Source organism: Arthrobacter sp. Helios, assembly GCF_023167125.1.
In the GTDB taxonomy this organism is placed as follows: domain Bacteria; phylum Actinomycetota; class Actinomycetes; order Actinomycetales; family Micrococcaceae; genus Arthrobacter_B; species Arthrobacter_B luteolus.
Map to the genome: position 1 here is coordinate 3,243,974 of NZ_CP095402.1, position 15,753 is coordinate 3,259,726.

The 15,753-nt window shown below is 60.3% G+C and carries 13 protein-coding genes; 5 read left to right on the forward strand and 8 right to left on the reverse strand.

Features of this window, described 5'->3' with window-relative positions; all coding sequences use genetic code 11:
* Position 1: 1 nt before the first annotated feature.
* The 3 genes from ArtHe_RS14835 to ArtHe_RS14845 all read left to right on the forward strand — a co-directional run bounded on the left by ArtHe_RS14835 (position 2) and on the right by ArtHe_RS14845 (position 2,645).
* Positions 2-871 (forward strand): ABC transporter permease, encoded by an 870-nt coding sequence (locus ArtHe_RS14835; RefSeq protein WP_066300455.1) that lies wholly within the window; start codon positions 2-4, stop codon positions 869-871.
* Positions 868-1,875, forward strand: coding sequence for an ABC transporter substrate-binding protein (locus tag ArtHe_RS14840; RefSeq protein ID WP_248317649.1), 1,008 nt, complete (start codon positions 868-870; stop codon positions 1,873-1,875). Before ArtHe_RS14835 ends, ArtHe_RS14840 begins: the two co-directional genes overlap by 4 nt.
* 188 nt (positions 1,876-2,063) lie before the next feature.
* A complete protein-coding gene (locus ArtHe_RS14845; RefSeq protein WP_248317650.1) occupies positions 2,064-2,645 on the forward strand; it encodes a dihydrofolate reductase family protein in 582 nt (193 codons plus the stop codon).
* A gap of 3,644 nt (positions 2,646-6,289) precedes the next feature.
* On the opposite strand, the gene ArtHe_RS14850 is transcribed toward ArtHe_RS14845, so the two are convergent.
* From ArtHe_RS14850 to rpmH, 8 genes are all read right to left on the reverse strand, one after another.
* Complete coding sequence (locus ArtHe_RS14850; protein WP_248317651.1) at positions 6,290-7,648, reverse strand: ParB/RepB/Spo0J family partition protein; 1,359 nt, start codon at positions 7,646-7,648, stop codon at positions 6,290-6,292.
* A gap of 102 nt (positions 7,649-7,750) precedes the next feature.
* The gene (locus tag ArtHe_RS14855; RefSeq protein ID WP_246168365.1) at positions 7,751-8,887 is read right to left on the reverse strand and encodes a ParA family protein; all 1,137 of its coding nucleotides are present in this window, start codon (positions 8,885-8,887) and stop codon (positions 7,751-7,753) included.
* A 106-nt stretch (positions 8,888-8,993) separates the two neighbouring features.
* Complete coding sequence (gene rsmG / locus ArtHe_RS14860) at positions 8,994-9,623, reverse strand: 16S rRNA (guanine(527)-N(7))-methyltransferase RsmG (RefSeq protein ID WP_248317652.1); 630 nt, start codon at positions 9,621-9,623, stop codon at positions 8,994-8,996.
* A gap of 51 nt (positions 9,624-9,674) precedes the next feature.
* A complete protein-coding gene (locus ArtHe_RS14865; RefSeq protein WP_248317653.1) occupies positions 9,675-10,214 on the reverse strand; it encodes a R3H domain-containing nucleic acid-binding protein in 540 nt (179 codons plus the stop codon).
* Positions 10,211-11,173 (reverse strand): membrane protein insertase YidC, encoded by a 963-nt coding sequence (yidC, locus tag ArtHe_RS14870; RefSeq protein ID WP_066300464.1) that lies wholly within the window; start codon positions 11,171-11,173, stop codon positions 10,211-10,213. The genes ArtHe_RS14865 and yidC overlap by 4 nt, the downstream gene beginning before the upstream one ends.
* Before the next feature lie 8 nt (positions 11,174-11,181).
* Entirely contained in the window at positions 11,182-11,508 is a 327-nt protein-coding gene (gene yidD / locus ArtHe_RS14875; protein ID WP_248319819.1) for a membrane protein insertion efficiency factor YidD, read from the reverse strand.
* 89 nt (positions 11,509-11,597) lie between these two features.
* Positions 11,598-11,945 carry a ribonuclease P protein component gene (gene rnpA, locus ArtHe_RS14880; RefSeq protein ID WP_083521673.1) on the reverse strand — a complete coding sequence of 116 codons (348 nt, stop codon included), beginning with the start codon at positions 11,943-11,945 and terminating at the stop codon, positions 11,598-11,600.
* Between the two features lie 61 nt (positions 11,946-12,006).
* On the reverse strand, positions 12,007-12,144 hold the full coding sequence (gene rpmH, locus ArtHe_RS14885) for a 50S ribosomal protein L34 (RefSeq protein WP_022892375.1): 138 nt from the start codon (positions 12,142-12,144) through the stop codon (positions 12,007-12,009).
* 460 nt (positions 12,145-12,604) lie between these two features.
* Here rpmH and dnaA point away from each other — a divergent pair, with 460 nt between their 5' ends.
* Both dnaA and dnaN read left to right on the forward strand, forming a co-directional pair.
* Entirely contained in the window at positions 12,605-14,023 is a 1,419-nt protein-coding gene (gene dnaA, locus ArtHe_RS14890) for a chromosomal replication initiator protein DnaA (RefSeq protein ID WP_066300466.1), read from the forward strand.
* Between the two features lie 564 nt (positions 14,024-14,587).
* Complete coding sequence (gene dnaN, locus ArtHe_RS14895; RefSeq protein ID WP_248317654.1) at positions 14,588-15,712, forward strand: DNA polymerase III subunit beta; 1,125 nt, start codon at positions 14,588-14,590, stop codon at positions 15,710-15,712.
* The last annotated feature ends 41 nt before the right edge of the window (positions 15,713-15,753 follow it).

The window sequence follows — 15,753 nt, forward strand, 5'->3', positions numbered from 1 at the left end:
CATGACTACAACCATCCACGACCAAACCAAAGCCCCGGCCGACGTCGAACTTCAGGGTGCTATTCAGCGTGAGTTCTCCCGGGAGCAGCGGCTCCGCTTCCGTGACCTCTCCCTGTCCATCCTGACTCCGGTCCTGCTCCTTGCCCTCTGGGAGCTGCTGGCCCGCAGCGGTGCCGTCGATGCACGACTGTTTACCCCGCCCACCCAGATCGCGGTGCAGGCGTGGAGCATGATGGAAAGCAACGAACTCTGGAAGCACACAGGAGCCACCGTGGCGCGGCTGAGCGTTGGTTTCGCGTGTGGCGCCGTGGCAGGCATCGCCGTCGGCCTGTTGATGGGTGTCTGGCGGCCTCTGCGCGCCGCACTCGGCCCGACTTTCACGGCCCTCTACGCCCTGCCCAAGATCGCGATCCTTCCGCTGCTGCTGCTCATCTTCGGCCTCACCGAGACTCCCAAAGTGCTCAGCGTTGCCATTTCGGTATTTTTCGTCATCCAAATCAACACCCTCGCCGGCATTGTCCAGATCGATGCGCGCGTGCTGGAAGCTGCCCGCGCTTACAAGGCCACCGGGTTTAAGTTGTTCCGGCATGTGCTGCTCCCCGGAGCAACGCCGGCGATTATCACCGGCCTCCGAGTCGCTGCTGGAATGTCCGTCATCGTTATTACCGCTGTGGAGTTTGTGGCGTCGAACGACGGTCTCGGTTACCTCATCTGGAATTCCTGGCAGCTGTTCCAGCCCGCCAAGATGTACGTCGGGCTGATTGTTGTTTCCCTCGTGGGCGCGCTGGTGACAGCACTGGTGCTTCTCCTCGAGCGGGCAGTACTTCCCTGGAAATATTCCAATGGATCAAAAAAGAAGGATAAGAAGTGAAAATCAGACTAAAATTTTCTGCCGCAATGGTGCTGGCAGCCCTCGTGACGACCGGATGCAGCGCCGAATCCGGTGCGGAAGCCGAAGGACCCGAAATGACGGGGGTGAGCGTCGGCATCGTGCAGCTGCCCATCTTTGCTCCCATCTACGTTGCCGATGCCAAGGGATACTTCGAAGACGAAGGCCTGGAAGTGACCCTGGAAACGGTTAAGTCCGGCCAGGATGCCATTCCTTTGGCTTCCAGCGGCAAGCTCGACGTCGTAGCCGCCGGTTTCTCGGCTGGAATGTTCAGCGCCATCGAAACCGGCCTCGACATCAAGGTTGTAGGTTCGATGGGTGTTGCAGACGGCAATACTGAAGAGAGCCCTACCAGCCTGGTCGTTTCGAAGGCATTGGCCGATGACAACCAGATCAACGGAGTCGAAGACCTGCGTGACCGGAAGGTCGGCGCTGCCGGCGGTGCCGGTGGAACCGGCGCGTTCCTCCTGGCCTTGGCACTGGAGGAAGCAGGCCTGGGCATCAACGACGTCGAGGTCGTCAACCTCGGCAACCCGGATATGCCTACGGCCATTGCCAACGGCAGCCTCGATGCAGGCTTGATCTCCGCTCCGTTCTCTACGCTGGCCATCAGCGACGAGACGGCTGTCCAGCTCAGTGTTCCCCCGGCAGGTACCTCCGGTACCGGAATGATCTTCGGCGGGCACTTCGCAGGCTCCGACAACGCGCAGAAGTTCTTTAATGCCGTAGCGCGCGCGGCCAAGGACCTCCAGGGTGAGGATCGCTACTCGGACGAGAACCTGAAGATCATCGGTGACGCCACCGGACAGACTGCCGAGGAAGTCAAGGCCGTCCCGCTCTACACCTGGCTTCCCAACCTGGCACCCCTCCCTGAGCAGCTGGCCAAGATGGAGGAAGTGTGGATGGCGTCCGGCGCGATCGAGTACGCAGATCCGATTAAGCAGGACAGCTATGTCGACTCCAGCTTCTCGGAGAATGCGAAGTAGCTGACCTTTCTAGTTCATAGGGCGGGTTTCCATTCGGGGACCCGCCCTCTTCGCGCTTCGAAGCCTGCCCCAGGGAGGGACGCTCGGCACGCCTTTGCCTTTCGGATATCACCATGAAAACCCGCAGGCGCGGAACCGTGTTCGCCATATCGGAGCTAACATGGGGCACTCGAGCAAAGGAGAGTCCCGTGGGCAAGGTGGTTATGTACGCCTCGGTGTCGGTGGACGGCTTCATCGCGGACAAGCACGACCAGCCCGGACCACTGTTCGACTGGTTGCTCAGCGGTGACGTGCCGTTGGACGATAGCGGCGAGTTGAAGGTGTCGCAGACGTCCTATGACTACATCCGGCCGTACTGGGACCAGATCGGGGCGACAATCGCGGGCCGTCACGTCTTCGACCTGACTGATGGCTGGGACGGGAAGCCCCCGGGCGGGGTCGCCCATGTGGTCGTCGTGACTCACCGGCCGAAGCCTGAGGGCTGGGACCCCGAGGCGCCGTTTCACTTCGTAGACAGCATCAAGGCAGCCGTGGCCAAGGCGCAGGAGCTTGCGGGTGAGCGTATCGTCGAGGTTGCCGCGGGCGACGTCGGTGGCCAGGTGTTTGCCGCCGGCCTGGTCGACGAGGTGCGCATGGACGTTGTGCCCGTCGTATTTGGGTCGGGCAAGCGCTACTTCGGGTCGGTCCACGCACAGCACCTGCTGGAGGATCCCGATGTCGTGATCCAGGGCAACCGGGTGCGACACATGCGCTATCGGGTTCGGCGCTGACTAATCTCCAACCAACAGCCGAAAAGGCCAACGGAGCGTTGCAGTAATTGAGCTGCCGGATCATCGCCACAACCGCAGACCTGCCTAAAGGATGTTCCCGCACTCCCAGGCCTCTCCGTTCATTTGCAAGCAGGCAACCAGTTAGCCGCGGAATTCTTGGGCTACGGTTACTGCCCCGGCACCAAGAGCCTGCTGTCCTAGGATTCCCGTTTCACGTGAAACGACAGCTCTCTTGATTGGGCACAACCATTCCCGGGGTCCACTACAGGTCGTGATTGGTCGGCTGGGTCTATCGAGCAGTCCGATCTTCGGTCCCGCTCTCCAGCTGCTCGCCGTCCGCACCAGAAGTGCACTCACAACGGCTACCGATATTCTCACTACCTCGGTGTGGTGTTTCTCCGGCGCAGCGGTCAGCGTGGGTGATGCGTGGGAAATCCTGTGGCGTGGAGTGCACGGCGGCCACCGTGTTCAAATGCAGTGGCGTTCAAATGCAGTGGCCACTCGGGTACCGGGCCTCGCAGAGCGAGTGAAGAGGGTTCCAGGAGGCCTTGCGCCAGCCCATCACGGCAACCCATCGAGAGGGGTACGGTCTCCGGCATCTTGAACCGGCGTCAGCCTGCGGCCGTTGAACATCTTGATGACCATGTTGCCTGCTCCAGGGATTTGCCCTGAGTACCGATTCCACCAGCTGACAACCTCTTTCATCCCGTTGCTGCGCTCTGGAAGCCTAGAACTCCCCACAGCGCGGATGGTCCTCCGCTGCTTTTATGAGCTGACTTGCCCTGCGGCCTTGACCCCGACTCCCTCTCGGTCAGCATGGGACGCCTTTAGAGATGGTTGATGAGTCGCGAGATCATGACAGTGACGAGTGCTTTCTGAGACTGGGCGGCCGTTTCCCCTCCGATCCACGGCTGGCCTGACACCCCTAAATTCCCTCTCGGTCTATGGAATACTCCGCGGGGTCCATGCCGGATGCCACCGAGTAGGACAGTTATTCACCACTATCCGATATCCCTGGGCGACCGGTCCGTGAAAAGCTCAACCAGATGGCCTCAGCCCGCTGAGTCACTCTGGAACGACACCGGGACCACAAAGGACGTGCATATCCCTTGTTGCCAGCTTCTACCGCTCCACAGAACCGTCGGCATGAACGCTGCCGGCCACGACCACGTGTTTGCCTGCAGGACCCCACGTGCAGGCTGTCCCAAGCAAGGGCTGACCCTGGATGGTTAACCATCGCCTCGTACCCGGCCATTTGCTCCCACGTGAATGCGACACCCATCGCAACAGTGCCCACAGCAAGGGATTCTCTTATGTCGAGTGCACCATTCCCTGAGGCTCCTCCAAGCCTGACTCGGGGGGGGGTAGGTCGCCTCAGTATTCCAACACTTCGCTCCTCGCGATGTCGACGCACCCCTAGCACTCTCGTCCCCCCCTGTTCGATAGCCCGCGGAAGCCGGAGGGGACACCCACTTGGCATCAGCCATACCTCCCGCCCCATGCCCCATATCTCCCCGCATCCCCGCTCCTACGAGTATCAAGTCGATCCCCGTTGTTACCCCGCTTTAACCGCCTCATCGCTAGAAGCGGCAATGCTGCCGCCAAGCGTTTCACGTGAAACATTTGCCTGCTCAGTGAGACTCTGTGCTTTCAACTGAGTGCTCCTTATGGTGGTCAGCCCATGGGAGTCCCTACTCGCCGGCGCATATCCCCAGCGAGTAGACCTGGCAACCCACCTTGTGGTGGATTCTGCTTCCGGCGCATGAGAATACGAAGGACGGTGATCCTGACAAGACGGTCGGTACAAGGTGACGGTCCGGGTCATAAGTGGTTTGTTGCGGAGCACTGGCCAGGGCATCGCCCGGACCAAGCGCGACAATGTTTCACGTGAAACAGCGGGCAAACGCGGCGGTCCACAATGCAGCGCACCCGTGGGCCAGCGTGGTGCGTCGGCTCACCCCCACTCTGCTTTGCTCTGCTCCGCTCCGCTCTCATCTGCTCTACTCCGCCGCACCGCACTGTCCTGCACGGGACTGCTCGGGACTGCGCAGAAGCCTCAGTAAGCATCCCTGGCGGCAGGAAGGAATCCTTAGGCAGCGAACCCCAGGAGCATGCCTCGGCGATAATCGCCCCGCAGCCTTTGGGTGGCACTGAGCCCCCGTATTGAGAAGGGAGCCGCTTGCTACAGCGGTGGCCCAGGCATGCAGAGACTGGCGGGCAGGGCATCTCTGGAATCGAGGGCGGTCCTCCCACTCTTCAAGGTCAAGGCATTCCATCACTGATAGTCGTTCCTTGAACAGCAACGGGAACGGTTTTTGTTTACGGACGATAAGTGATGAAGTCTTTTAGATTTGCGTCCTGCGCGTCTACTGGACGGAGAGCCCAGTGGAATCCGGTGAGCCATGCTTTCACGCCCAAGGTCCGCAGAATCTATGAGCGCGGGTTCTGGGAGCCCATGCTCAGTTTCGCCAAATCAGCGCTGAGGCCTTCGTGTTTCACGTGAAACCGAACTCATTCTTGCTGTCATCCAGGCGCGCGTAATGGGAAGGCAGTTCCCATAGGGGGTTACTGTCAGGATCTTTGACTGCATGCCGATGCTCTGCATATTGGCTGATACTCATACAGGGTCGCTTCATGGAAGCGTACACTCCCGAGTGGGTAACCTGTAGCCAGAGACTTCTGCACCAAGCGGCGTTATTCGGTGTTTAGCGATTGCTTATCAATAAGGGTAGATACTCAAGATATAGAGCTTCTAAGGCAAGCGCCTATTCTCTCTCCAGTAATCGGCTAGGGCCCCAAGACACCCCTAATCTCCGCCCATCTCTTCGTTATACCCCGCCGTACATGACCAGACACTTGTTTCACGTGAAACGGGACAACGAATCGCACCCGTTCTCCGGCGATCATCAGGCTCAACCCAAGCATCGATACTGCCTGTTCGACCGGTGAATCGGCTAGCTGAGAGCGCGGTATGTGGAGGATTATATGAAGGCGGTAAGTCTCCGCCTGGGCAGTACGTCGAGCCCGTTGTCTACGCTGCAGCCCAGCCCACGGTCCCTTGCCCGAGGTTCCACAGCTCCTTGCTTCTTTCTTGTTTCTTCTTGCAATCGCTCTTGTGTACTCCATTTTTCAATCGGGACAGCTGTTTTCGGTTGTGCTGACGGTGCTTGTGGATTAGCGTGTAGTCCTTTCGGGTAGTCGACGGTAGTCAAACCGGAACGGCCCGCGAGCAGAGAAGTTTGAGTAGCGTCTCCATCCGCTATCGCCTGAGGTCGGCAGTGGACCTGCGAAACTTTCGGTACGCAGTGCGCGGAGACGAGCGCTTCCCTGCGCAGAAGGCCGCCTGTATCTGACCCAACTACAAAGATTCGGATCGGTCACCCGTCCATGTTTCACGTGAAACGTCCGCAGTATGAACATGTTGTAATGCTGAACTCGCGTCTAGAGGCCTTCTGAAGTCTTCCAATTTGATTCGAATGCGAGGATCACGTCTGCAGCAGGTAGAAACTGATCGAATTCAGGACCGATATGGTCGAACCGAACCGCTTCACATCTCCAGACATAAAGCTGTCGTGGCTCTGCAGTGCCAAGAGACGAAAAAGGCCGCCTGTTTCACGTGAAACAGGCGGCCTTTCGAGTCAAAACTACTCCGCTGGCGCGGGGTTCAGAACCCCCATGATCCGGTTCAGGTCCTCAACACTGGCAAACTCAATGCTGACTTTGCCCTTCCGTGCACCCAGAGTGATCTTCACGCTGGTATCCAGGCGGTCTGAGAGGGAATTTGCAAAGTAGTCGAGGCGCTCATGCCGTGCGCCTGCTTTCGGCTTCGCTTCCTTTGCTGGCCGGCGGATACCGTCGGAAAGGGATACAACCTCTTCCGTCGCCCGAACAGACATACCCTCAGCGACGATTTTCTGAGCGAGCTTCTCCATTTCGGCTGGGTCGTTGAGTCCCAGGAGCGCGCGGGCGTGGCCGGCAGACAGGACACCGGCCGCCAGGCGACGCTGCACGAGCGGAGGCAGCTTCATCAACCGGAGAGTGTTGGAGATCTGCGGACGGGAGCGTCCAATCCGTTCCGCCAGTTCTTCGTGCGAACACTCGAAGTCGTCCAGGAGCTGCTGGTACGCAGCGGCCTCTTCAAGCGGATTCAGTTGGCTGCGGTGCAGGTTCTCCAGAAGCGCATCACGAAGCAGATCCACGTCCTGGGTGGAACGGATGATCGCAGGAACGAAATCAAGTCCAGCCTCGCGGCTGGCACGCCAACGCCGTTCACCCATAACAAGCTCGTAGGGATGATCGGCATCGCCTTCGGCGGACGGACGAACCACAATGGGCTGCAGGACGCCGATCTCACGGATAGAGTGCACCAGCTCGGACATGTCTTCTTCATCGAAGACGCTGCGCGGCTGCTTGCGGTTGGGATGAATGGAATCAATGGGCAGTTCAGCAAAGCGCGCGCCCGGAACTTCCAGAAGCGTTTCACGTGAAACGTCATCAACGGACGTATCCGCTGCGGAAGGTACGTCGCCGGGCGTTGGTTCCACTATCTCAGCGGCCGCTGCCGCGTCCCCTGTCGCCTCAGACGGCTCAGCTGGGGACGGGGTGGCTGCAGGGCGCTTAGATGCCGCTGCAGGCCGCTTGGCTGGCTTTGCAGCGGCTTTAGGTGCTTCCTTGGCCGCAACGGTGGAGGCCTCTGCAGCTTCAGGTGCCTCGGCTGGCTCGGCCGCTGCCTTGGCACGGGCACTTGCCGACCGGGTTGCTGTGCCGCGGCCCGCAGACTTTTTGGGTACGGGTGCCCGGAGGGCATCCTTGTTGATTCCCGCACCGCGGCGGCTGCCGCCAGCACGTCCGGGAGCAACTTCATCGCTCGCCGCCGCGAAGAACAGGTCCACAGGCCTCCCGGCACGGGATCCCTGCGCGGTTTCAGTTGTCTCAGAAGCCTCGGCAGTACTGGGAATCAACGCACCCAGACCCCGGCCCAAACCCCGACGCTTCTCGGTCATGGGTAAGTCCTTCCCTTATGCACACAGCAAGCGGCATGGATTGATTGTGAGAGTATTCTACGGTTCGCCGGCAGGATCATCCGGCAACCCTGAAGGGGGTGTCTAAGAACGCTGGGCGATCTCAGCAGCGGCCTCGAGATACGAAAGAGCGCCGGTTGAGGACGGATCGTAGGTCATAACGGTCTGCTGGTAGCTGGGCGCCTCGGAGATTCGTACGGATCGCGGTACAACGGCAGCCAGGACCTGCTGCGGGAAATGCTCCCGGACCTCGGCAGCTACCTGAGCGGCCAGGTTGGTGCGGCCGTCATACATGGTGAGCAGGATCGTAGAAACAACCAAATCTGCATTCAGGTGTTTCTGGATCATCTCAATGTTCTTCAGGAGCTGGCTCAGCCCTTCCAGTGCGTAGTACTCGCACTGGATGGGAATCAGAACTTCCTTGGCAGCCACAAAAGCGTTGACAGTCAGCAGGCCCAGGCTCGGCGGGCAGTCGATGAAGATGTAGTCCAGGCGCTCTTCACCGGCTTTTTTGCGTTCAGCGGCGTAGACGTCAATAGCGCGGCGGAGGCGCTGTTCCCGGGCAACCAACGAAACGAGTTCAATCTCCGCTCCGGCCAGGTGGATCGTCGCAGGCGCGCAGATCAGGTTCTGGATGTCCGGGCACTGCGCAACCACCCTGCCCAGCGGCAGGTCATCAATGAGCACATCGTAGATACTCTCAACCTCTGCCCGGTGGTCAATGCCCAGTGCGGTGGAAGCATTCCCCTGCGGGTCAATGTCGATAACCAGGACATTCAGTCCGGCCGACGCCAGAGCGGCCGCCAGGTTAACGGTGGTGGTGGTTTTACCCACGCCGCCTTTCTGGTTGCTGACCGTCATAACGCGCGTTTCGGCCGGACGCGGCAGTACGCGTCCGCGGAGCCGTTCGCGCCGCCGGTTTTCACTGGCAAGCTCGCGGGCCAGTGGGGTGCTTTCATCCATCAGGTCCATAACGTCTACCGACTCGGACGGAACGACCGCCTGGCCGGCTACACCACCTTCGCTGGTCTCGGAAACAGGCACATGGGATGCGCCGGCAGACAATGTTGCAACAGCATGTCCTGTTTCACGTGAAACAGGCAAGGGCGGCTGTGGTTCTGCAACTTTTTCGGGTTGATTCCTTGAAAACGTGGATGAGAAGGCAGAACCCAGCGCAGCAAAGGGGGGAATTCGTTTTGCGGCAGAATCGCGCACACTCACCTGGACATGCTCACTTTCACAACATAAGGCATTACAGCCACCAGCCTATCGGCTGCCCCGCCAAAACCCCGGATCGACCGGGGTATGTACACAACGCGTTTAGTCCCTAAACCACGATCCGGACGACCGTGGTGTGTTCTTCCAGCACGTCCTCCCCAGCCGTCACCACTGAGGTTTCCTTCCCGCCGAGCTTACGGATCTGCTTGGCGGCCTTTTCAATCTCTTCCGCAGCACTGCGGCCCTTGATGGCCAGCACCTCGCCGTGGCCCTGCAGCAGCGGAATGGTCAGCCCGGCAAGACCAGACAGGGCGGAGACAGCCCGCGCCGTCACGACGTCGACCTTGACCTTGCCAACCACCTGTTCCGCGCGGCCGCGGATCACCTCGACGTTGTCCAGCCCCAGGTCTTCCACAACCTCGTTGAGCCAGGTGACCCGGCGCTCCAGCGGTTCGATCAGCGTCATGTGCAGATCCGGCCGGGCAATCGCCAGGCAGAGCCCCGGAAGGCCGGCGCCGGAACCGACGTCGGCCACCTTGCTTGAGTCCGGGATTAGATCAGCGACGACAGCACAGTTCAACACGTGCCGGCTCCACAGGCGTGGAACTTCGCGCGGACCCAGCAGCCCGCGTTCCATGCCGGATGTGGCCAGGTGCTCCACATAGCGTTCGGCCAGCGGCAGCCGGGAACCGAATACCCTGACCGCTGCAGCATGCTCGGCAGGCGTAATTTCAACCACGAAAACAGATCCTTGTCTTAGCGAGTCTGAGAGATTTTCCGGCCCGCAAGCCTAGGAATCGGCGAGGGAGACCACAATATGCCGGGAAGGGCCTTCACCCTCGGACTCGCTGATGAGGCCGAGCTCCGCAACGGCGTCATGGACGATCTTCCGCTCATAGGCGCTCATCGGTGCCAGCGCGATGTCCTTGCCGGCGGTCTTGGCCCGGGAAACGGCGTCTTCCGCAATCCGGTGCAGCTCTTGGCTGCGCTCCTTGCGGTAGCCGGAGATATCCAGGACCAGCCGGGAACGGTTATCCGTAGCCGTCAGCACCGAGAGCCTGGTTAGCTCCTGGAGGGCTTCCAGGACCTCTCCGTCCTGTCCCACCAGGGACTGCAGCCCGGAGTCGTCCCCTTCTTCGGAGACTACGGAAATGTAGGTGCGTCCGCTGCGTACTTCGATGTCGATATCGCCATCGATGTCGGCAATGTCCAGCAGCTCTTCCAGGTAGTCGGCTGCGACGTCGCCTTCTTCCTCGAGGCGGCCCGCTGCTCCGCTTTCAGCGGGCTCCGGCAGTTCTTCCACAGACTCTTCGACGTGCTCAGTGCTCATCTTTTCTTCCTGTTCTTGCGCTGGGGCTGCTGGCGCTGGGCCTTGGACAGTGCGGGAACTTCTTCAACCGGCTCGGCCTTCTTCTCGCCCAGCAGGGGAACCATCGGCAGCCCCTTCCGGGCACGGCGCTCGGCGAGTGCCTTCGCTGCGGGAGAACCCGGTGTGGGCATCCGGCGGATGACAAAGAACTGCTGCGCCATGGTCCACAGGTTTGTGGTGGTCCAGTAGATGAGGACACCAATGGGGAAGTTGATGCCGCCGATGCCGAAGACCAGGGGCAGTACATAAAGCATCATCTTCTGCTGGCGCATGAACGGGCTCTGCAGCGCCTCTTCAGACATGTTCTTCGACATGATCTGCTTCTGCGTGATGAACTGCGACGCGGTCATGGCGATGATCATGATGACCGAGAGGACGACGACGGAGACGTGGCCTTCGGTGCCGAAGCCGTGCAGCAGCGAAGAGGAAAGCGGAGCGCCGAGGATGGTCGCTTCATCGAACTGCGTGATGGCGGCCGGAGTCAGGGCACCAATACCCTCTCCGCCTGCGCTGGCGCTGGAGACGCCGTTCAGCACCTGGAACAGCGCGAAGAAGAACGGCATCTGGATCAGCATCGGCAGGCAGGCAGCGAACGGGTTGGTCCCGTGCTTCTTGTACAGCGCCATCTGCTCCTGCGTCATGGCCTGACGCGAGAGCTGATCAGTCTTGCCCTTGTACTTCTGCTGGAGCTTGCGCAGGTCCGGCTGCAGCGACTGCATGCCGCGCTGCGCCTTGATCTGCTTGACGAAAACAGGAATGAGGGCGGCCCGGATGACAATCACCAGACCGATGATGGACAGCGTCCAGGTCCAACCCGATGCGGCATCCATCCCGAGGAAAACGAATCCCTCGTGGAAGATCCACATGATCCATGACACCACCCACTTGAAGGGGAACAGTATCGTGTCGAAGAAACCCATTTACTCTCCTAAGCCGCCGAGCGGCTGTCTTCGTCTGCCGGAATCACGGGATGATTCAGCACAATGATCCTGGGGACCGATTCCTGCGGCCACGTCCTGCGGCCTTCGGGCACATGGTCCACTCCGCCGTCGTTCCACGGATGGCAGCGGACAAGCCGGCGCGCGGCAAGCCACGTTCCCTTGACGGCACCGTGAATGGTGACGGCTTCGAGGGCGTACGCCGAGCATGATGGAAAAAACCGGCACACCGGCCCGTAGAGCGGGGACACCACCTTGCGGTAGCCCATCAGAAGTCCGATCAGGACGTTCCGGGGAAGGTGCCAGAAAAAAAGCATGATGGGCAGGAAAAAGGCAGCGGGAAGAGAAGCCTTCGCCGGTTTGCTACCGGTTCGGCCCATCTTTAGCCCCTCCCTCACCTTTGTGGTCACTGCCGCGAAAGCTTGCCTATGCATGCAGAGAGGGCACCAGCGTAGTCGGCGCTTAGTTGCGCCCACGATGCCGATGCCGCCGGCGGCAGTGCCCTGACCACAATGTCCAGCCCCGTAGGGTGGTCGGCCAGGCTCTGCGCTGCTGCTTCTCTCAGTCTTCTCTTAACGAGGTTACGTGTCACGGCGTTCCCGACCGCCTTCGACACAATGAACCCGACGCGCGTTGGCGCGGCCGGGTTGGACACTGCGTATAAGACTACGTTCCGGCGCCCGCAACGGGCACCGGAACGTACGGTATGGGAAAAATCCGCCGCCGAACGCACCCGGTTCCTCGCGGCCAGCATTCAGGACGCCAGGAGGGTGGGACAGAGCTGCTGAGGCAGCATCGGCAAACCTAAGTCTGTTTTATGCCGACAGTTCGGTACGGCCCTTGCCACGGCGTGCGGAAAGAATGGCACGGCCGGCACGGGTACGCATGCGAAGGCGGAAGCCGTGCTTCTTGGCACGACGGCGGTTATTCGGCTGAAAAGTCCGCTTGCTCACGGTGGTTACTCCAAGACAATCTGCGCTGGCGCTTGCTGCATCAAGGGGAAAGCACAAGCGGCGCTCTTTTCATGTGACTGACTACACTCAACCCGGACCTGGACCCTGATTCCCAGAACCCTGATGGGCATGAATGAGTGCAGATAGCAGACACAAAGGACTACTCAACGTTAGGTGAGACCCCGTTTGCAGTCAAACCGGGGGCCGCGGGGGCTGTTCATACAGAATTTTCCACACCTGTGGACAAGTGCCCGCATGGGTCCTTCCCGGTCAAATGTGAGTCCCGCCCCAAGTCAAGCAGGGACGCCGGATTCCGGCTACCGACAGCCGAACTGATGCTCTAGGCTTGGCGCTGGGTGTTTATCCACGACTGTGTATAACTCTGTGGATGACTCTTCCGGATCCAGGCCTGGATTCCGGTTTCTTAAACCGCCCCCTGCGGGCGTCACGAGAGGTTTTTGTGGGTACGGACGAAATCAACGACGTCGGCAGTTCCTGGCGCAAGGTCATCAGGACGCTGGAGACCGATGACAGGGTTTCACCCCGGCAGCGCGGATTCGTGGTTCTTGCCCAGGCCCAGGGCCTGATCGGCACGACCCTGCTTGTGGCTGTTCCCAATGAGCTGACCCGCGAAGTGCTGCAGACCCAGCTCAAGAACATCCTTGACGAGGTCCTCAAGACTGTCTTCCAGGCGGACATCCAGTGTGCCTTCGTCATTGACGCGGATCTGACTCCCGTCGCCCAGGCCGAACCGGAGCCCGAGCCCGAAGAAGCAGCCCCCTCGCCAGTGCCGACCGGCGAAAGCGCTCCGTCGCCCACGCCGCCGAGCACCTCACAGGAATTTGGCCGGCTGAACCCCAAGTACGTTTTTGAGACATTTGTCATCGGATCCTCCAACCGGTTTGCCCACGCCGCCGCCGTTGCCGTGGCCGAAGCTCCGGCAAAGGCCTACAACCCGCTGTTCATCTACGGGGATTCCGGGCTGGGCAAGACCCACCTGCTGCACGCAATCGGGCATTACGCCCGCCACCTCTATACCGGGATCCGTGTGCGGTATGTGAACTCCGAAGAGTTCACCAACGATTTCATCAACTCCATCCGGTACGACGAGGGCGCCAGCTTCAAACAGCTCTACCGCAACGTGGACATCCTGCTGATTGACGACATCCAGTTCCTGGCGAACAAGGACGCGACGCAGGAGGAGTTCTTCCACACCTTTAACGCGCTCCACAACCACAACAAACAGGTGGTCATCACCTCCGACCTGCCGCCGAAGCAGCTCTCCGGGTTCGAGGAACGGATGCGCTCACGCTTCGAGTGGGGTCTGCTGACCGACGTTCAGCCGCCGGAACTGGAAACCCGGATCGCAATCCTCCGGAAGAAGGCGATTGGCGATTCCCTGAGCGCCCCCGACGATGTGCTGGAGTACATCGCCTCAAAAATCTCCACCAACATCCGTGAACTGGAAGGCGCCCTGATCCGGGTAACCGCCTTCGCCAGCCTGAACCGCCAGCAGGTCGACGTCGGCTTGGCTGAGATTGTGCTCAAGGACCTGATCACCGACGACGGCGCCCAGGAGATTACGGCCGCCTCGATCCTCGGTCAGACGGCAGCCTACTTCCAGATCAGCCTCGAGGAGCTGTGCAGCAAGTCGCGGACGCGGACTCTGGTCACTGCCCGGCAGATCGCGATGTACCTCTGCCGTGAGCTGACTGACATGTCGCTGCCGAAGATCGGGCAGGAGCTTGGCGGGCGGGATCACACCACTGTGATTCACGCGGACCGCAAGATCCGGGAACTGATGGCCGAGCGGCGGGCCATCTACAACCAGGTCACTGAGCTGACCAACCGAATCAAGCAGCAGCAGCGCGAGGCTTAGATCCGCGTCAGCGCGCGGATTAGAGGGCCCCTCAGGGGCTCGAAATTAACACGTGTGGACAAGGGTGTGGATAACTCGGTGGATAACACCTCTCAGCGGGTATTGCCCTGTGGATACGCGGAACTGCAAAATAGTTCCCAACAGCCCCGCCCTGCACGTAGGCTGAGCGTCCACAGGTTATCAACAGGCTTAAAACGCCGGAACGCCCGGCAGGGTCGAGTTATCCACAGTATCCACAGCAGTTATTAACACTACGAATCTTAAGAAATTGGGTTCCACCAAATAACATCCGACCTTCCGGACCAAACATCCGATGTTCCATCTGCCTGCTCCGCAGGTCCTGGAACGGGTGGGGTGAACCCCTTTGGGCATTGGCACAATGGCCGCTGTGAATGGATCCTCGTCCCCCGGTAAATGACAACCTGCCGGCGGTAAGCTGGCACAGGGTATTGTTGTGATTCCCAGCGGGCAGACCGGGCGTCCTGGCAGCCCGAAATGCTCCCTCACGTGTTCATGAAAGTTCAGTAGTACTGATAAGTACGTTGTGAAAGGCGGCACCCTGCAGTGAAGTTCAGAGTTGAGCGGGATGTCCTGGCCGAGGCGGTTACGTGGACAGCACGGTCCCTCTCACCCCGTCCGCCGGTTCCCGTCCTTTCCGGGCTGTTGATCAAGGCCGAAGCCGGTGCCTTGAGCATCGCCAGCTTCGACTACGAGATCTCAGCCCGCCTCCAGATCCCGGCAGATATTTCCGACGAAGGAACCATTCTGGTCTCCGGACGCCTGCTGGCAGAGATCTGCCGCAGCCTCCCGTCAGCACCGGTTGAAGTCGAAACCGACGGATCGAAGGTGACTCTCACCTGCCGCAACAGCCGTTTCAACCTGGCTACGATGCCGGTTTCGGAATATCCGGAACTTCCAGCACTTCCCGACGTCAGCGGCGTCGTCGACGGCGACGCATTCGCCCAGGCAGTTTCCCAGGTGATCATTGCCGCCAGCCGTGACGACACCCTGCCCATCCTGACCGGTGTCCGGATGGAAATCGAAGACGATCTCATCACCTTCCTAGCTACCGACCGGTACCGTCTCGCCCTCCGCGAGCTGTCCTGGAAGCCGGCAACGCCGGGGATTTCCACGAGTGCCCTGGTCAAGGCCAAGACCCTGAACGAGGTTGCCAAGACCCTCGGCGGCGGAGGAGACCTGAACATCGCGCTCTCCGGAGACAGCGAACTAATCGGGTTCGAAAGCGGCGGACGCCGTACGACCTCCCTGCTGGTCGACGGCGATTACCCCAAGATCCGCTCACTCTTCCCGGAAAACACACCCATCCACGCAACTGTGGAAACCCACGCGTTGGTCGAAGCTGTCCGCCGCGTTTCCCTGGTTGCGGAGCGCAACACCCCGGTGCGCCTGGCCTTCACTGACGGACAGGTAACTCTCGACGCCGGAACCGGTGAAGATGCCCAGGCCTCCGAAGCCCTCGAAGCTTCCCTGGTCGGCGACGAGATCACCGTCGCCTTCAACCCGCACTATCTCAGTGAGGGCCTTGGGGCTTTCCCCAGCAAGTACGTCCGCTTTTCCTTCACCACCCCGCCGAAACCTGCAGTAATTTCCGCGCAGGAAGAACTCACCGGAGATGACCAGGAAGACTACCGGTACCTCCTGATGCCGGTAAGGCTTCCGAACCAGTAAAGGCTTTCATCTGCATTTCGAGAGCCTTTCCGTCCACTGAC